The sequence below is a fragment of the Streptomyces sp. NPDC021093 genome (assembly GCF_044333135.1).
GTDB lineage: Bacteria > Actinomycetota > Actinomycetes > Streptomycetales > Streptomycetaceae > Streptomyces.
Genome location: NZ_JBIRQJ010000016.1, coordinates 84,157 through 98,173 on the forward strand (window position 1 = coordinate 84,157; position 14,017 = coordinate 98,173).

Below are 14,017 nucleotides of genomic sequence, written 5' to 3' on the forward strand. Positions count from 1 at the left end.
GAACTGACACTGGGTCAGGGCGAGCGTCGGATGAGCGTCACGAGCCGTACTCCAGCGTCAAGAAGTACCCCCAACACCGACACCACGCATGAAACATGGGCACAAACCCGCAGGTCAGAAGCCCTCGGCAGCAGATTCGAAGACGGGTAACGGACTCCACCTGATGCGACATTCAAAACACGTCGAGATCCTCATCCAGACCACAAACCCGCAGCTCAGTCGTCCTTCTTCACCGGCTCCAGAATCGCTACGCACTCCACGTGATGCGTCATCGGAAACAGATCAAAAGCCCGCAGCGTCCGCACCTTGTACCCGCCCTCCTTGAAGTACGCGATGTCGCGCGCCAGCGCCGCCGGGTCGCACGCCACGTACGCGATCCTGCGTGCGCCCAGCGTCGAGAGGTGCTTGACCGTCTGCTTGCCGGCGCCCGCGCGGGGCGGGTCGAGGACGATCAGGTCGGTTTCGGTGATTCCCGTGCGCGGGAGTACGGACTCGACCTTGCCCTGTTCGATGCGGACGTTCGGCATCGAGGCGAGGTTGTGGCGGGCGTCCTCGACGGCGCGCTTGCCGGACTCGATGCCGAGGACCGCGCCGCGCTCGCCGACGCGTTCCGCGACGGAGCCCGCGAAGAGGCCGACGCCGCAGTAGAGGTCGAGGGCCGTTTCGCCCTTGCGGGGCATGAGGCCCTGCATGACCGCGCGCATCAGGGTGTCGGCGGCCTGCGGGTGGATCTGCCAGAAGCCGCCCATGCCGACGCGGTACGTACGGCCGTCGGCGCGCTCGCGGACGAAGGCACGGCCGTGGACCTTGTGGACGCCGCCGTCCTTCTCGTGGATGCGGAGCACGGAGACGGGCTTGTCGAGTTCGACGAGGGGGAGGCGGCCGCCGGGGGTGGGGGTCAGGATGACCTGGCGGTCGTTCGAGCCGGTGGCGGCGATGGCTTCGACGGAGGCCATCTGGGGCCACTCGCGCTTCTCGATGCCGAGTTCCGAGACGCCGGGCGAGGCGATCATGCAGTGGTCGACGGGCTGGATGTCGTGCGAGCGGTGCTTGCGCAGGCCCGCGCGGCCCTCGGAGTCGATGGCGTACTGGACGCGGGTGCGCCACTGCGGGACCTGTCCCGCGGGCAGCTTGTCACCCTCGGCGGGCATGACCGTGCCGTCCCAGCCGGCCTCCTCGGGGGTGAGCCCGGCGAGGCGCATCAGCTGCTCGGCGATGACTTCGCCCTTGAGGCGGCGCTGGGCGCCGGGCTTCGCGTGCTGCCAGTCGCAGCCGCCGCACATACCGGGGCCTGAGAAGGGGCAGGGGGCTTCGACACGGTCCTTGGAGGGGTCCAGGACGGTCACCGCGTCGGCGCGGAGGAAGCGGGCGCCCTCTTCGCCGTCCGTGACGCGGGCGACGACCTTCTCGCCGGGGAGGGCGTGGCGCACGAAGAGGACCTGGCCCTCGGACGTACGGGCGATGCAGTGGCCGCCGTGCGCGACGGGGCCGACCTCGACCTCGTACTCCGTACCGACGAGGGAGACCTTGGGCTCCTTCGGGGCGTCGGCCGTTTCCTTCGATGCCTTGGATTCGGACTGCATGGTGGGGTGACTCCAGAGGATCAAAGGGGGACCGAAGGGGAACGGCCGGACAACAGCCCACCAGTCTACGTGGGTGTCGCCCGACCGCTCGACCAAGGCAAGCCTCACCGGGCTCCGGCCGCTAGCTCTTCGAGGAGGCCTTGTTCGAGGACGCCTTGGGGGACTCCTTGGGACGGCGGTCCACCGGACCCCGCCGTACCGCGCCCGGAGCGTTCCAGTCCTGGCGCTTCTTCGCGCGCTTCTTCGCCGCCTCGGAGGATTCGAGCTGGTAGGGGACGGAGGTGACCATGACGCCCGGGGTGAAGAGGAGGCGGCCCTTCAGTCGGAGGGCGGACTGGTTGTGGAGCAGGTGCTCGTACCAGTGGCCGACCACGTACTCCGGGATGTAGACGGAGACGACGTCGCGCGGGCTCTCCCGGCGCAGGCCCTTCACGTACTCGATGATCGGGCGGGTGATCTCGCGGTACGGAGAGTCGAGGATCTTGAGCGGGACGTTGATGCCCCGGCGCTCCCACTCGTCGCGCAGCGCCTTCGTCTCGGCCGGGTCCACGCTGATCGACAGCGCCTCAAGCCTGTCGCTGCGCATCAGTTTCGCGTAGGCGAGGGCGCGGAGGGTGGGCTTGTGGACCTTGGAGACCAGGACGATGGAGTGGACCCGGGACGGGCGCAGGCTGTCGTCGGAGGGGCCTTCGGCGGCGGAGATCTCCTCGGCGACCCGGTCGTAGTGCTTGCGGATCGCGGACATCGTTCCGTAGAAGATCACCATGCCGAGGAGCGCGACCCAGGCTCCGTGGGTGAACTTCGTGGCGAGTACGACGACGAGGACGAGGCCGGTGAAGAAGGCGCCGAAGGTGTTGATCGCGCGCGAGCGGATCATGCGGCGGCGCTTGGCCTGGTCCTTGGTGGTCTTCAGGTGCCGGTTCCAGTGCCGGACCATGCCGATCTGGCTGAGCGTGAAGGACACGAAGACGCCGACGATGTAGAGCTGGATGAGCTTGGTGGAGTCGGCGCCGTAGAGGAAGACCAGGAGGACGGCGGCGCCCGCGAGGAGCACGATGCCGTTGGAGAAGGCGAGGCGGTCGCCGCGGGTGTGCAGCTGGCGGGGCAGGTAGCGGTCCTGGGCGAGGATCGAGCCGAGGAGCGGGAAGCCGTTGTACGCCGTGTTGGCCGCGAGGAAGAGGACCAGCGCGGTGGCGGCGGCCAGCAGGATGAAGAAGAACGTGCCCTCGCCGAAGACCGCGGCTGCGACCTGCGAGATCACCGGGTTCTGTACGTACGAGTCACCGACCGGGACTCCGTCGCGGATCAGGTCGACGGCCGGCTTCTCGGCCATCTTGACGCCCGTGTTCATGGCGAGCGCGATGATGCCGCAGAACATGATGACGGCCAGGGTGCCCATCAGGGCGAGCGTCGTCGCGGCGTTCTTCGACTTCGGCTTGCGGAAGGCGGGGACGCCGTTGGAGATCGCCTCGACGCCGGTGAGGGCGGCGCAGCCGGAGGAGAAGGCGCGCAGGAGGAGGAAGACCAGCGCGAAGCCGGCCAGACCCGGGTGTTCGGGCTTGATCTCCAGGTCGGCGGTGGGGGCGCTCATCTCGTCGCCGGTCAGGGAACGGAAGGCGCCCCAGGCGAGCATGATGAAGACGCCCGCGACGAAGACGTACGTGGGGATCGCGAAGAGCTTCCCCGACTCCTTCATGCCGCGCAGGTTGAGGAGGGTGAGCAGCACGATCACCGCGACCGCGCACAGCACCTTGTGCTCCACGACGAAGGGGATGGCCGAACCCAGGTTCTCGATGCCGGAGGAGATCGACACGGCGACGGTCAGGACGTAGTCGACCAGCAGGGCGCTGGCTACGGTCAGTCCGGCCTTCGGGCCGAGGTTGGTGTTGGCGACCTCGTAGTCGCCGCCGCCGCTCGGGTACGCGTGCACGTTCTGCCGGTAGGAGGCGACGACCGTGAACATCAGGACGACGACCGCGACCGCGATCCACGGGCTGAAGTGGTACGCCGAGACACCCGCGATGGAGAGCACGAGCAGGACTTCTCCGGGCGCGTAGGCCACGGAGGAGAGCGGGTCGGAGGCGAAGACGGGGAGTGCGATGCGCTTGGGGAGGAGCGTTTCTCCCAGCTTGTCGCTGCGCAGGGCCCGGCCGATCAGGATCCGTTTGGGCACGTCGGTCAGTTTGGACACGTCGAGGATCGTAAGCGGTCGAACGAGCGTCGCCCACACACCACCCCCGGGCTCCGGAATGTTCCGTGATCGGCGCCCCGGCCGACGCGCGGGCCGGTGAGGAGGGCGCTGACCGGGGCTCCCCGCGGGGCACCGCGCGTGTGTAGCTTTGTCGGCGGTCTGCGACTCTTGTGAGTCCGACGAAATGTCAACGAAAACTCTTGATGGACTCTTAACGGGCGGAAGGACGGACGTGCACGTCGTCATCATGGGCTGCGGGCGAGTGGGAGCCGCTCTCGCGCAGACTCTGGAGCAGCAGGGGCACACGGTCGCGGTGATCGACCAGGACCCCACGGCCTTCCGCCGTCTGGGTTCCGGGTTCGGTGGCCGCCGGGTCACCGGGGTCGGATTCGACCAGGACACCCTCCGCGAGGCCGGCATCGAGGACGCCGGCGCCTTCGCCGCCGTCAGCAGCGGCGACAACTCGAACATCATCGCGGCCCGGGTGGCCCGCGAGATGTTCGGCATCGAGAACGTCGCGGCGCGCATCTACGACCCGCGCCGGGCGGAGGTGTACCAGCGCCTCGGCATCCCGACGGTCGCCACGGTCCGCTGGACCGCCGACCAGATGCTGCGCCGGCTGCTGCCCTCGGGCGCGGAGCCGCTGTGGCGGGACCCGAGCGGCGGTGTGCAGCTCGCGGAGGTGCACATCTCGCCGTCCTGGATCGGGCACAAGATCAGCAAGCTGCAGGAGGAGACCGGCGTGCGTGTCGCGTTTCTCACTCGGCTGGGCGAAGCGATTCTGCCGAGTTCCCAGACGGTGCTGCAGGAGGGCGACCTCGTGCACGTGATGATGCACACGCACGAGATCGCGAAGGTCGAGGCGGCCTGTTCGCTGGGTCCCGAGGAAGGTCACTGATGAGGGTCGCGATTGCCGGGGCAGGCGCGGTGGGGCGTTCCATCGCGGGCGAGCTGCTGGAGAACGGGCACGAGGTGCTCCTGATCGACAAGGCGCCCACCGCCATCTCGGTGGAGCGGGTGCCGATGGCGGAGTGGCTGCTGGCCGACGCCTGTGAGATCACCTCGCTGGACGAGGCGGCGCTGCAGCGCTGCAACGTCGTGATCGCGGCGACCGGCGACGACAAGGTCAACCTGGTCGTCTCCCTGCTCGCCAAGACCGAGTACGGGGTGCCGCGGGTGGTGGCCCGGGTCAACAACCCCAAGAACGAGTGGCTGTTCAACGAGTCCTGGGGCGTCGACGTCGCGGTGTCCACACCGCGCCTGATGTCGGCGCTGGTCGAGGAGGCGGTGAGCGTCGGCGATCTGGTCCGGCTGATGCGCTTCAGCCACGGCGACGCCAACCTGGTGGAGCTGACGCTGCCGCCCGAGTCGGCGCTCTCCGGCACGCAGGTCGGCGAGGTGGACTGGCCGGTGGACACCTCGCTGGTCACGATCATCCGCGGTACGCGCGTACTGACACCGACTCCGGAGGAGACGCTGGAGCCGGGCGACGAGCTGCTGTTCGTGGCCGCGCAGGCGCGCGAGGAGCAGCTGGAGGACCTGCTGTCGGTGCGGCGCGAGAGCGCGGCGCAGGACTGAGTTCTCGTACGAGGGACACGCGGAGGGGCCCGCACCGTTGCGAAACGGTGCGGGCCCCTCCGCGTTGCCGGTCGGCTCCCGCTCTCGCGGGCCGGTCGGGTCAGATCTCGCGGGCCGGTCGGGTCAGATCTCGCGGTGCTGCGCGGCAGCGGCCTTGCGCTCCTTCTCGGCCTTCTCGGCCTTCTCGGCCTTCTCGGCCTTCTCCTCGGCCTCCATCTCCGCGAACACGTCGATGGGCGCGGGCGCCTTGGCCAGGAAGACCCAGGTCAGCCAGACGGCCAGCAGGAACGGCGGGATCTTGAGCGCGACGACCACCCAGCCGAACTTGGTGGTGTCGGCCCACCAGTACAGCGGGAAGAGGATCGCGCACTTCGTCAGCAGGATCAGGCCCCAGGCGTAGCTCGCCTTCGTGTACGCCTTCTTGCGCCCGGGGTTGCGGGTCCGCCAGGAGAGGTTCTCCTTGAAGACCGGGCCGAGGATCAGGCCGATCAGCGGCACCCCGGCCACCGCCGTGACCAGGTACGCGAGGGCGAGGCCCAGCGTGTAGAGCATGCCGGGCAGCATGAAGTCCTTGGCGTTGCCCGTCATCATCGCGAAGACCACGCCGAAGGCGACGCCGAAGACACCGCTGAAGGCGTGCTTCATGGAGTCCTTGCGGACCAGCCGGGCCACGACCATCAGGAGCGAGACGCCGAGGGCCGCGATGGCCGAGAGGTGCAGGTCCTTGTTGATCGTGAAGATGGTCACGAACAGCAGCCCCGGCAGCACCGTCTCCACCATGCCGCGGACGCCGCCGAACGCCTCGAAGAGCGCGGCCTCGGTGGCGGCCTTCGCGGCAGGGTCCTGCGGGGGCGCGTCCTGCGGGACGACGTACGGCTGCGGGGAGTCGAGCGCCCCACGGAGAGCGTCCTCGGTGGCAGCCTCCGCTGCGCCGTACGGCTGCGTGGCGCCGTCGCCTTGGTGGGGGGTCGTGGTCGGCTTGTCGAATGACGTCACCGGCTACTCCTGTCCGAGCGGTCGGAGTTCGTATTTGGGGTTGAAGAGCACCCGGCGGCCGTGACTCATGGAGATCCGGCCGGAGGCGATGAGCTTACGACCGGGCTCTATGCCCGCGATGGAACGGCGGCCCAGCCAGACGACGTCCAGGGGGGCCGTGCCGTCGAACAGCTCGGCCTCCAGGGCCGGCACTCCGGCCCGCGGGCGCAGGGTGACCGTGCGCAACGTACCAGTCACCTTGACGATCTGTCGGTCGTCGCAGGCGGATATGGGGGTGCAGCCGACGGAGTGGGTGTCCTCCTGGAGCTCCGTGCAGTGCAGGTCCTCCTGGGAGCTGGACAGGCGGTCGAGCATCCGGCGGAACCGCCCGGTCGACTTCTCGGGACGAGGTACGGCACTCATACGGGAAGCGTACCGGGGTCGGGGCCGGTGGGGTCACCCGCCGTAGTCACGATCACCGCCGGCCCCCGGCCGCGCGCCTACCGCTCGAAGCGGTACCCCATCCCGGGCTCCGTGATGAAGTGCCGCGGGTGGGCCGGGTCCGCCTCCAGTTTGCGGCGGAGCTGGGCCATGTAGACCCGCAGGTAGTTGGTCTCGGTGCCGTACGAGGGGCCCCAGACCTCCTGGAGGAGCTGCTTCTGGCTGACCAGCCGGCCCGTGTTGCGCACGAGCACTTCGAGGAGGTGCCACTCGGTGGGGGTGAGCCGGACGTCGCGGCCCTCCCGGTGCACCTTCTTCGCCGCGAGGTCGACGGCGAAGCCCTCCGTCTCGATGAGGACGTCGCCCTCCTCTGCCGAGCCGACCGGTTCGGCCCTGCGGACGGCGGCCCGCAGCCTGGCGAGGAGTTCGTCCATGCCGAAGGGCTTGGTGACGTAGTCGTCGGCGCCCGCGTCGAGCGCCTCGACCTTCTCGTCGGAGGTGTGCCGGGCGGACAGCACCAGGATCGGTACGCGGGTCCAGCCGCGCAGTCCCTTGATGACGTCCACGCCGTCCATGTCGGGCAGGCCCAGGTCGAGCACCACCACGTCGGGGTGGCGGGCGGCGGCGAGCTGGAGGGCGGTGGCTCCGTCGGGGGCCGCGTCCACCTCGTACTTGCGCGCCTTGAGGTTGATCACGAGGGCGCGCACGATCTGCGGCTCGTCGTCGACCACGAGCACCCGGGTCATGGGGACCTTTCTCACTGCTGTCGGTGTTGTCGGGGTGTGCACTGCAGGTGCGGTCATGAGACGGCCTGGGCCGGGAAGTCGGGGCGTACGAGCGTCTGGCCCGGCGCCACCTTGAGGGTGAGGACCATCGTCATGCCGCCGCCGGGGGTGTCCTCGGCGGTGAGCGTGCCGCCCATCGCCTCCACGAAGCCCCTGGCGACCGCGAGGCCGAGGCCGACCCCGGCGCCGCGCGGGGCGTCTCCGTACCGCTGGAAGGGCTCGAAGATGCGGCCCTTGCTGTCGTCGGGGACGCCTGGGCCGCGGTCGGTGACGCGGACCTCGACCCGGTCGCCGAGCGCGCTGGCGGCGACGGCGACGGGGACGCCGTCCGGGCTGTACTTGACGGCGTTCTCGACGATGTTGGCGGCGGCGCGCTCCAGCAGGCCCCGGTCGACGGCGACCATCGGCAGGGTTTCCGGAATGTCCAGCTCCACGCTGTCGTCCGGTACGCCGACGAGTGCCATCGGAATGACCTCGTCGAGGTCCGTCTCGCGGATGAGCGGGGTGACGGTGCCGGTCTGGAGGCGGGACATGTCCAGGAGGTTGCCCACCAGGTGGTCGAGGCGGTCGGCGCCCTCCTCGATGCCGGCGAGCAGTTCCGCCTCGTCCGCCTCGGACCAGGAGACGTCGTCGCTCCTCAGGGAGGTGACGGCGGCCTTGATGGAGGCCAGCGGCGTACGGAGGTCGTGGCTGACGGCGGCGAGGAGCGCGGTGCGTATCCGGTTGCCCTCGGCCAGCCTGCGGGCCTCCTCGGCCTGACCGACGAGGCGCTGCCGGTCCAGTACGACGGCGGCCTGGGCGGCGAACGCGGCGAGCACCCGGCGGTCCTCGGCGGGCAGCACCCGGCCGGACAGGGCGAGCGCCATGTGGTCACCGACGGGCATGTCCACGTCGGCGTCCTCGGGGCGCTCGGTCGGCTTGGGGCCGACACTGCCCGCGCAGGTCCACGGCTCGACGTCGCTCTCCCGCTCAAGGAGCGCCACGGACTCCATGGCGAAGGTCTCCCGGACCCGCTCCAGGAGGGCGTCCAGGCTGGTCTCGCCGCGCAGCACGCTGCCCGCGAGGAAGGACAGGATCTCGGACTCGGCGCGCAGCCTGGCCGCCTGGTGGGTGCGCCGGGCGGCGAGGTCGACGACGGAGGCGACGGAGACGCCGACCGCGAAGAAGATCGTGATGGCGACGATGTTCTTGGGGTCGTCGATCGTGAGGGTGCGGGTGGGCGGGGTGAAGAAGTAGTTGAGGAGGAGGGAGCCGCCGGCCGCGGCGGCGAGGGCGGGCAGCAGGCCGCCGAGGAGGGCGGCGACGACGGTCAGGAAGAGGTAGAGCAGGACGTCGTTGGCGAGGCCGGGGCCGTTGTCGATGCTGGTGAGCAGGAAGGTCATCAGGATCGGTCCCACGACGCCGACCAGCCAGCCGGCCAGGGTGCGGGAGCCGCCGAGCCTGGCGCCCCTGGCGACGGGGAGGCCGCGGCCCTTGGCGACCTCGTCGTGGGTGACGATGTGGACGTCCAGGTCGGGGCCCGAGTCGCGGGCGACGGTCTGGCCGACGCCGGGGCCGAAGACGTACTGCCAGGTCTTGCGGCGGCTGGAGCCGAGCACGATCTGGGTGGCGTTGACGCCGCGGGCGAACTCCAGCAGGGAGCTGGGCACGTCGTCGCCTATGACGTGGTGGAAGGTGCCGCCCAAGTCCTCGACGAGGGTCCGCTGAACGGCGAGTTCCTTGGGCGAGGCCGCGGTGAGGCCGTCGCTGCGGGCGATGTACACGGCGAGGATCTCGCTGCCCGAGCCCTTGGCCGCCATCCGGGAGGCACGCCGTATCAGGGTGCGGCCCTCGGGGCCGCCCGTGAGACCGACGACGATGCGCTCGCGGGCCTGCCAGGTGGTGCGGATGTTGTGCTCGCCGCGGTACTGCTGGAGGTATTCGTCGACCCGGTCGGCGACCCAGAGGAGCGCCAGCTCGCGCAGGGCGGTGAGGTTGCCGGGGCGGAAGTAGTTGGAGAGGGAAGCGTCGATCTTGTCGGGCTTGTAGATGTTGCCGTGCGCCATGCGGCGGCGCAGGGCCTGCGGCGACATGTCGACGAGTTCGATCTGGTCGGCGCGGCGGACCACCTCGTCGGGGACGGTCTCGCGCTGGCGCACTCCCGTTATCGACTCGACGACGTCGCCCAGCGACTCCAGGTGCTGGATGTTGACCGTCGATATGACGTCGATGCCGGCCTGGAGCAGCGCCTCCACGTCCTGCCAGCGCTTGGCGTTGCGCGAGCCGGGGACGTTGGTGTGCGGGAGCTCGTCGACGAGCGCGACGGCCGGATCGCGCTCCAGGACCGCCTCGACGTCCATCTCCGTGAAGGTGGTGCCGCGGTAGTCGATCCTGCGGCGGGGCACCTCTTCGAGGCCGTGCAGCATCACCTCGGTGCGCGGCCGGTCGTAGTGCTCGACGAAGGCCACCACGCAGTCGGTACCGCGCTCCACCCGGCGATGGGCCTCGGAGAGCATCGCGTACGTCTTGCCGACGCCCGGTGCCGCACCGAGGTAGATTCTGAGTTTTCCGCGTGCCCCGCGTCCCATGGCCCCATTGTCTTTCGAAAAGCAGCTGACTGCGCTGCTCTCGACCTTAAGGCCAGCGAAGGGGAGGTTTCGGACAGAGTGCAGGCGGGCGGGGTGCCTTGACGCGATTCTGATACGGCCGCACGGGCCCGGACGGCCGCTGCGGGGACGGCCCGGCGGGTACGGACGCGGGTACCGCGGCGGGCGCTGCGGCGGGTGCTGCGAGCGCTGCGGGTACGGCCTGGCGAGTGGCGGTACGTACCCGGCGGAGCTGCCCGTACGGCCGGGCAGCCGCCCGTACGGGCAGGGCAGACGCCCGGACGGTCCCGGACAGGTCCCCCGCGGTCGGCCGCCCTCGGTCAGCCGCCGCCGGTCAGCCGCCCTCGGTTATCCGGCCGTCGCTGAGTTCGAGCACCCGGTCGGCGAGGCCGAGCAGCTGTGCGTCGTGCGTGGCGACCAGGACGGTCACGCCCTCGCTGCGGACGACCGCGCGGAGCAGCTCCATGACCGCGAGGCCGGTCTCGGCGTCGAGCTGCCCGGTCGGCTCGTCGGCGATCAGCAGGGCGGGCCGGTTGGCCAGCGCGCGGGCGATGGCGACGCGCTGCTGCTGGCCGCCGGAGAGCTCGCCCGGACGCTGGGTCGCATGGTCGGCGAGGCCGACCAGGGAGAGCAGCAGCGCGACGCGCTCCTCGCGCTCCTTCGGGTCGGTCCTGCGCAGCCGCAGCGGCACTCCGACATTCTCCGCGGCGCTCAGGATCGGTATCAGGCCGAAGGACTGGAAGACGAACCCGATCCGGTCCCGGCGCATTTCCAGCAGCCCGTCCTCCCCGAGGCCGCCCATGTCGGTGCCGTCGACGACGACGCTGCCCCCGTCCGCCCTGTCGAGGCCGCCGACGAGGTTGAGCAGGGTGGTCTTGCCGGAGCCCGACCGGCCCTTGAGCGCGACCAGTTCACCGCGCGGGACCGTGAAGGAGACGCCCCGCAGCGCGTGCACGGCGGCCGCGCCCGAGCCGAAGGAGCGGTGCAGGTCCTCGACCCGGACCATGGGTGCCCCGGCCGGGTCCTCCAGCACCGTGGCGGTGCCCGCGGTGCTGCTCGTGCTCTCGGTCATCGTCGACTCCCGCGCTCGTAACCCAAATCCGTGCGGCAATAGTTGCCCATGTGCCGGGACAACGGACCGCCGACCGCCCAAGTTCCCTGTTCCCGGGGCGGTTTCGGAGCGCCGAAAACCGAACGGGCCGGTGGTCCGCGTCTCCTTGGAGGAGAGCGGCCCACCGGCCCGATCAGCGGACGGCCGAACGTCTCAGCGCACCTCGGTGATCTCCGGTCCGCGCTGCAGCTGTCCCATGCCGCCGGAGAAGCGGGACTCCGCCTGCTCCTCCTGCTGGACGCCCTCGGCAACCATCTGCGCGTCGTCCGGGAGCTTCAGGACGATCGGGTCGCGCGGCGCCATCGGCCCCTCGCCCCGTACCACCACGGTGTCCAGGAAGATCTGCTCCAGTACGCCCGCGGCCTCCGGCTGCACCGCGCCCTGCCCGGAGATCACTCCGCGCAGGAACCAGCGGGGGCCGTCGACGCCGACGAAGCGCACCAGCTGCACGCCGCTGTTGCCGTCCGGCAGCTGTACGGGGACCTGGGCGCGCAGCTCCCAGCCCAGCGGGCCCTCGACCTCGTCGATGACGCCGCCCTGCGAGGTGATGCCGGTGGCGATCTCCTCGCGGACCTCGCCCCAGATGCCTTCCTTCTTGGGCGCGGCGAAGGCCTGCAACTGGACCGCACTGTCGCTCAGTACGACCGTCGCGGCCACGATCGCGTCGCCCGCGACCTCCACCCGCAGCTCCATGCCCTCGACCCCGGGCACGAAGATGCCGCCCAGGTCCACCCGGCCCTCGCCGGGCTCCGAGACCTCGGAGACGTCCCAGGGACCGTCGGGACGGGGCGCCGGCGGCAGGTTGGACCTGCGCACCTCGCCTTCCGTACCGTCTTCGGCCTCGACCTCGTCGGCGACCTGCTCGGTCACGCCCGCCTCGTCCTCGGCGGATTCGCTCTTCTTGCGACGTCCGAACACGTCACTGTCCTTCCCGGTCGGCAACGACCGAAGCGTATGAGTTCCCACCCGTTGAGTCATCCGTGGTGCCGTTCACCGAGCCGCCCACCGGTCCGCCGGCAGCAGGTCCACCCACCGCGGCGTGACCGCCGGTCGACCCGAAGCCCCCTGCGGCCCGCGCCGAGCCGGGAAGTTCCGCGACCTCGTGGAAGCGCACCTTCTCGACCTGCTGGACGACCAGTTGGGCAATCCGGTCGAAACGCTCGAACCGCACGCTCTCGCGCGGGTCCAGATTGACCACGATCACCTTGATCTCCCCACGGTACCCGGCATCCACCGTCCCGGGGGCATTCACGAGGGCCAGACCGCAGCGGGCCGCGAGACCCGAACGCGGGTGCACGAACGCCGCGTACCCGTCGGGCAGCGCGATCGACACGCCGGTCGGCAGCACCGTCCGCTCGCCGGGGGCGAGTTCGCAGGCCTCGGTGGTGACCAGGTCGGCCCCGGCATCGCCGGGGTGCCCGTACGACGGCAGAGGCACGTCGGGGTCGACCCTGCGGATCAGTACGTCTACGGGGTTACGGCTCATGGGTTCACCTCGAAGGCGCGCGTGCGCCTGACCTGATCGGGGTCGGCCATGGCCGCCTGGATCTCCTCCGGGCGGCCGTTGTCGATGAAGTGGTCGACCTTGACTTCGACGAAGAGGGCGTCCGCGCGGACCGCGACGGGCCCGTCCGGGCCGCCGATCCGTCCGGTCGCCGTGGAGTAGATCTTGCGGCCGAGCACGGCGGTGACCTCGGCGTCGAGGTGCAGCACGGTGCCGACCGGCACGGGACGTACGAAATCGGTCTCCAGCCGGCCGGTCACCGCGATCACCCGCAGCAGCCAGTTCAGCGAGCCGAGCGTCTCGTCCAGCGCCGTCGCCAGTACGCCGCCGTGCGCGAGGCCCGGAGCGCCCTGGTGGGCGGGCTTGACGGTGAACTCCGCCGAGACCCGTACACCGGGTCCCTCGCCTGCCCGTGCCTGGAGGTGCAGCCCGTGCTGTTCACCGTCGCCGCACCCGAAACAGTGCTCGTAGTGCGCGCCGAGAAGCTCTCCCGGGGCCGGGGCGTCGGGGTGCCGGACCGGGGCTATGGCATCGGCCGGGGGCGTCAGGGCCGTGGAGCCGGCCGGGCGTCCGCCGGTCGCCCCCCGGGGGTTCTCAGTACTCACAGGCGCAGACCTTACTTCGGTTTGCCGCACGGAAGTCATTCGGTCCACCCCTGCGCCCCGCCTGTCCGGCCGGGGGCCGGGGGCCGTCCCCCGGGAAGGCACAGCCCCGCGTAGGGAAGCGCAGGTCGCGCCGTGCCAAGCTAAGCGTCATGCAGTCCTACGAAGAACGCCTGACCGCACCCCGTTCCTGGTGGTTCATCACCGTGCTGGTGGGGATCGCGTGCGGGCTGATCCTGCTGCCGGTGGGCCCCCTGCCGATGCTGGGCGGGGTGATCGGCGGGATCGTCCTCACGGGTGCGCTGGTCAGCAGTTACGGCTCGGTGCGGATCAGGGTGGTGGCCGGTTCGCTGGTCGCCGGCGACGCCCGCATCCCGGTGGCCGCGCTCGGCGACGCCGAGGTACTGGACGCCGAGGAGGCACGCGCCTGGCGGACCCACAAGGCGGACCTGCGGGCCTTCATGCTGCTGCGCAGCTACATCCCCACCGCGCTGCGGGTGCAGATCACGGATCCGTCCGACCCGACCCCGTACGCCTACCTCTCCACCCGCCACCCACAGGCCCTGGCGGACGTACTGGCGGCGGCACGCGCGGAAAGCGTTTAGGGGCGCGGGGAACTGCGCGACCGGCCACGACGCACCCGCGGGTAAAAACCCACCTGC

The 14,017-nt window shown here is 70.6% G+C and carries 13 protein-coding genes; 3 read left to right on the plus strand and 10 right to left on the minus strand.

The genetic code is table 11. From position 1 onward, the window contains the following. Positions 1–215 precede the first annotated feature (215 nt). A complete protein-coding gene (locus tag ACH4SP_RS37915; RefSeq protein ID WP_398422209.1) occupies positions 216–1,583 on the minus strand; it encodes a class I SAM-dependent RNA methyltransferase in 1,368 nt (455 codons plus the stop codon). A 121-nt stretch (positions 1,584–1,704) separates the two neighbouring features. Beyond that, positions 1,705–3,774, minus strand: a complete 2,070-nt coding sequence (locus tag ACH4SP_RS37920; protein ID WP_398422211.1) for an APC family permease — start codon at positions 3,772–3,774, stop codon at positions 1,705–1,707. A 232-nt stretch (positions 3,775–4,006) separates the two neighbouring features. Between ACH4SP_RS37920 and ACH4SP_RS37925 the strand changes: the two genes are divergently transcribed. After that, positions 4,007–4,672: a TrkA family potassium uptake protein gene (locus ACH4SP_RS37925; RefSeq protein WP_362413454.1), complete on the plus strand. Its 666-nt coding sequence runs from the start codon at positions 4,007–4,009 to the stop codon at positions 4,670–4,672. Beyond that, positions 4,672–5,352, plus strand: a complete 681-nt coding sequence (locus tag ACH4SP_RS37930) for a potassium channel family protein (RefSeq protein WP_398422213.1) — start codon at positions 4,672–4,674, stop codon at positions 5,350–5,352. The genes ACH4SP_RS37925 and ACH4SP_RS37930 overlap by 1 nt, the downstream gene beginning before the upstream one ends. A 123-nt stretch (positions 5,353–5,475) precedes the next feature. Here the strand turns inward: ACH4SP_RS37930 and ACH4SP_RS37935 are convergent, their stop codons facing one another. The 8 genes from ACH4SP_RS37935 to ACH4SP_RS37970 all read right to left on the minus strand — a co-directional run bounded on the left by ACH4SP_RS37935 (position 5,476) and on the right by ACH4SP_RS37970 (position 13,358). Continuing rightward, the gene (locus ACH4SP_RS37935; RefSeq protein WP_398422215.1) at positions 5,476–6,348 is read right to left on the minus strand and encodes a DUF3159 domain-containing protein; all 873 of its coding nucleotides are present in this window, start codon (positions 6,346–6,348) and stop codon (positions 5,476–5,478) included. A gap of 3 nt (positions 6,349–6,351) precedes the next feature. After that, entirely contained in the window at positions 6,352–6,750 is a 399-nt protein-coding gene (locus ACH4SP_RS37940; protein ID WP_398422217.1) for an OB-fold nucleic acid binding domain-containing protein, read from the minus strand. Positions 6,751–6,827: 77 nt separating this feature from the next. Continuing rightward, positions 6,828–7,514: a response regulator gene (locus ACH4SP_RS37945; protein WP_398422219.1), complete on the minus strand. Its 687-nt coding sequence runs from the start codon at positions 7,512–7,514 to the stop codon at positions 6,828–6,830. Between the two features lie 53 nt (positions 7,515–7,567). Further along, positions 7,568–10,120, minus strand: a complete 2,553-nt coding sequence (locus tag ACH4SP_RS37950; protein ID WP_398422221.1) for an ATP-binding protein — start codon at positions 10,118–10,120, stop codon at positions 7,568–7,570. Between the two features lie 352 nt (positions 10,121–10,472). Continuing rightward, on the minus strand, positions 10,473–11,210 hold the full coding sequence (locus ACH4SP_RS37955) for an ABC transporter ATP-binding protein (protein WP_398422223.1): 738 nt from the start codon (positions 11,208–11,210) through the stop codon (positions 10,473–10,475). A 192-nt stretch (positions 11,211–11,402) separates the two neighbouring features. Then, positions 11,403–12,167 carry a DUF3710 domain-containing protein gene (locus ACH4SP_RS37960; protein ID WP_398422225.1) on the minus strand — a complete coding sequence of 255 codons (765 nt, stop codon included), beginning with the start codon at positions 12,165–12,167 and terminating at the stop codon, positions 11,403–11,405. Position 12,168: 1 nt separating this feature from the next. Then, on the minus strand, positions 12,169–12,735 hold the full coding sequence (gene dut, locus ACH4SP_RS37965) for a dUTP diphosphatase (protein ID WP_398422227.1): 567 nt from the start codon (positions 12,733–12,735) through the stop codon (positions 12,169–12,171). Further along, entirely contained in the window at positions 12,732–13,358 is a 627-nt protein-coding gene (locus ACH4SP_RS37970) for a PaaI family thioesterase (protein ID WP_398422229.1), read from the minus strand. The genes dut and ACH4SP_RS37970 overlap by 4 nt, the downstream gene beginning before the upstream one ends. A gap of 149 nt (positions 13,359–13,507) precedes the next feature. Between ACH4SP_RS37970 and ACH4SP_RS37975 the strand changes: the two genes are divergently transcribed. After that, on the plus strand, positions 13,508–13,960 hold the full coding sequence (locus tag ACH4SP_RS37975; protein ID WP_398422231.1) for a DUF3093 domain-containing protein: 453 nt from the start codon (positions 13,508–13,510) through the stop codon (positions 13,958–13,960). The last annotated feature ends 57 nt before the right edge of the window (positions 13,961–14,017 follow it).

Bases quoted from the DNA above. Each gene is read 5' to 3' on its own strand.
- ACH4SP_RS37955 (WP_398422223.1), bottom strand. From the start codon at position 11,210: ATGACCGAGAGCACGAGCAGCACCGCGGGCACCGCCACGGTGCTGGAG.
- ACH4SP_RS37950 (WP_398422221.1), bottom strand. From the start codon at position 10,120: ATGGGACGCGGGGCACGCGGAAAACTCAGAATCTACCTCGGTGCGGCA.
- ACH4SP_RS37915 (WP_398422209.1), bottom strand. From the start codon at position 1,583: ATGCAGTCCGAATCCAAGGCATCGAAGGAAACGGCCGACGCCCCGAAG.
- dut (WP_398422227.1), bottom strand. From the start codon at position 12,735: ATGAGCCGTAACCCCGTAGACGTACTGATCCGCAGGGTCGACCCCGAC.
- ACH4SP_RS37940 (WP_398422217.1), bottom strand. From the start codon at position 6,750: ATGAGTGCCGTACCTCGTCCCGAGAAGTCGACCGGGCGGTTCCGCCGG.
- ACH4SP_RS37945 (WP_398422219.1), bottom strand. From the start codon at position 7,514: ATGACCCGGGTGCTCGTGGTCGACGACGAGCCGCAGATCGTGCGCGCC.
- ACH4SP_RS37930 (WP_398422213.1), top strand. From the start codon at position 4,672: ATGAGGGTCGCGATTGCCGGGGCAGGCGCGGTGGGGCGTTCCATCGCG.
- ACH4SP_RS37975 (WP_398422231.1), top strand. From the start codon at position 13,508: ATGCAGTCCTACGAAGAACGCCTGACCGCACCCCGTTCCTGGTGGTTC.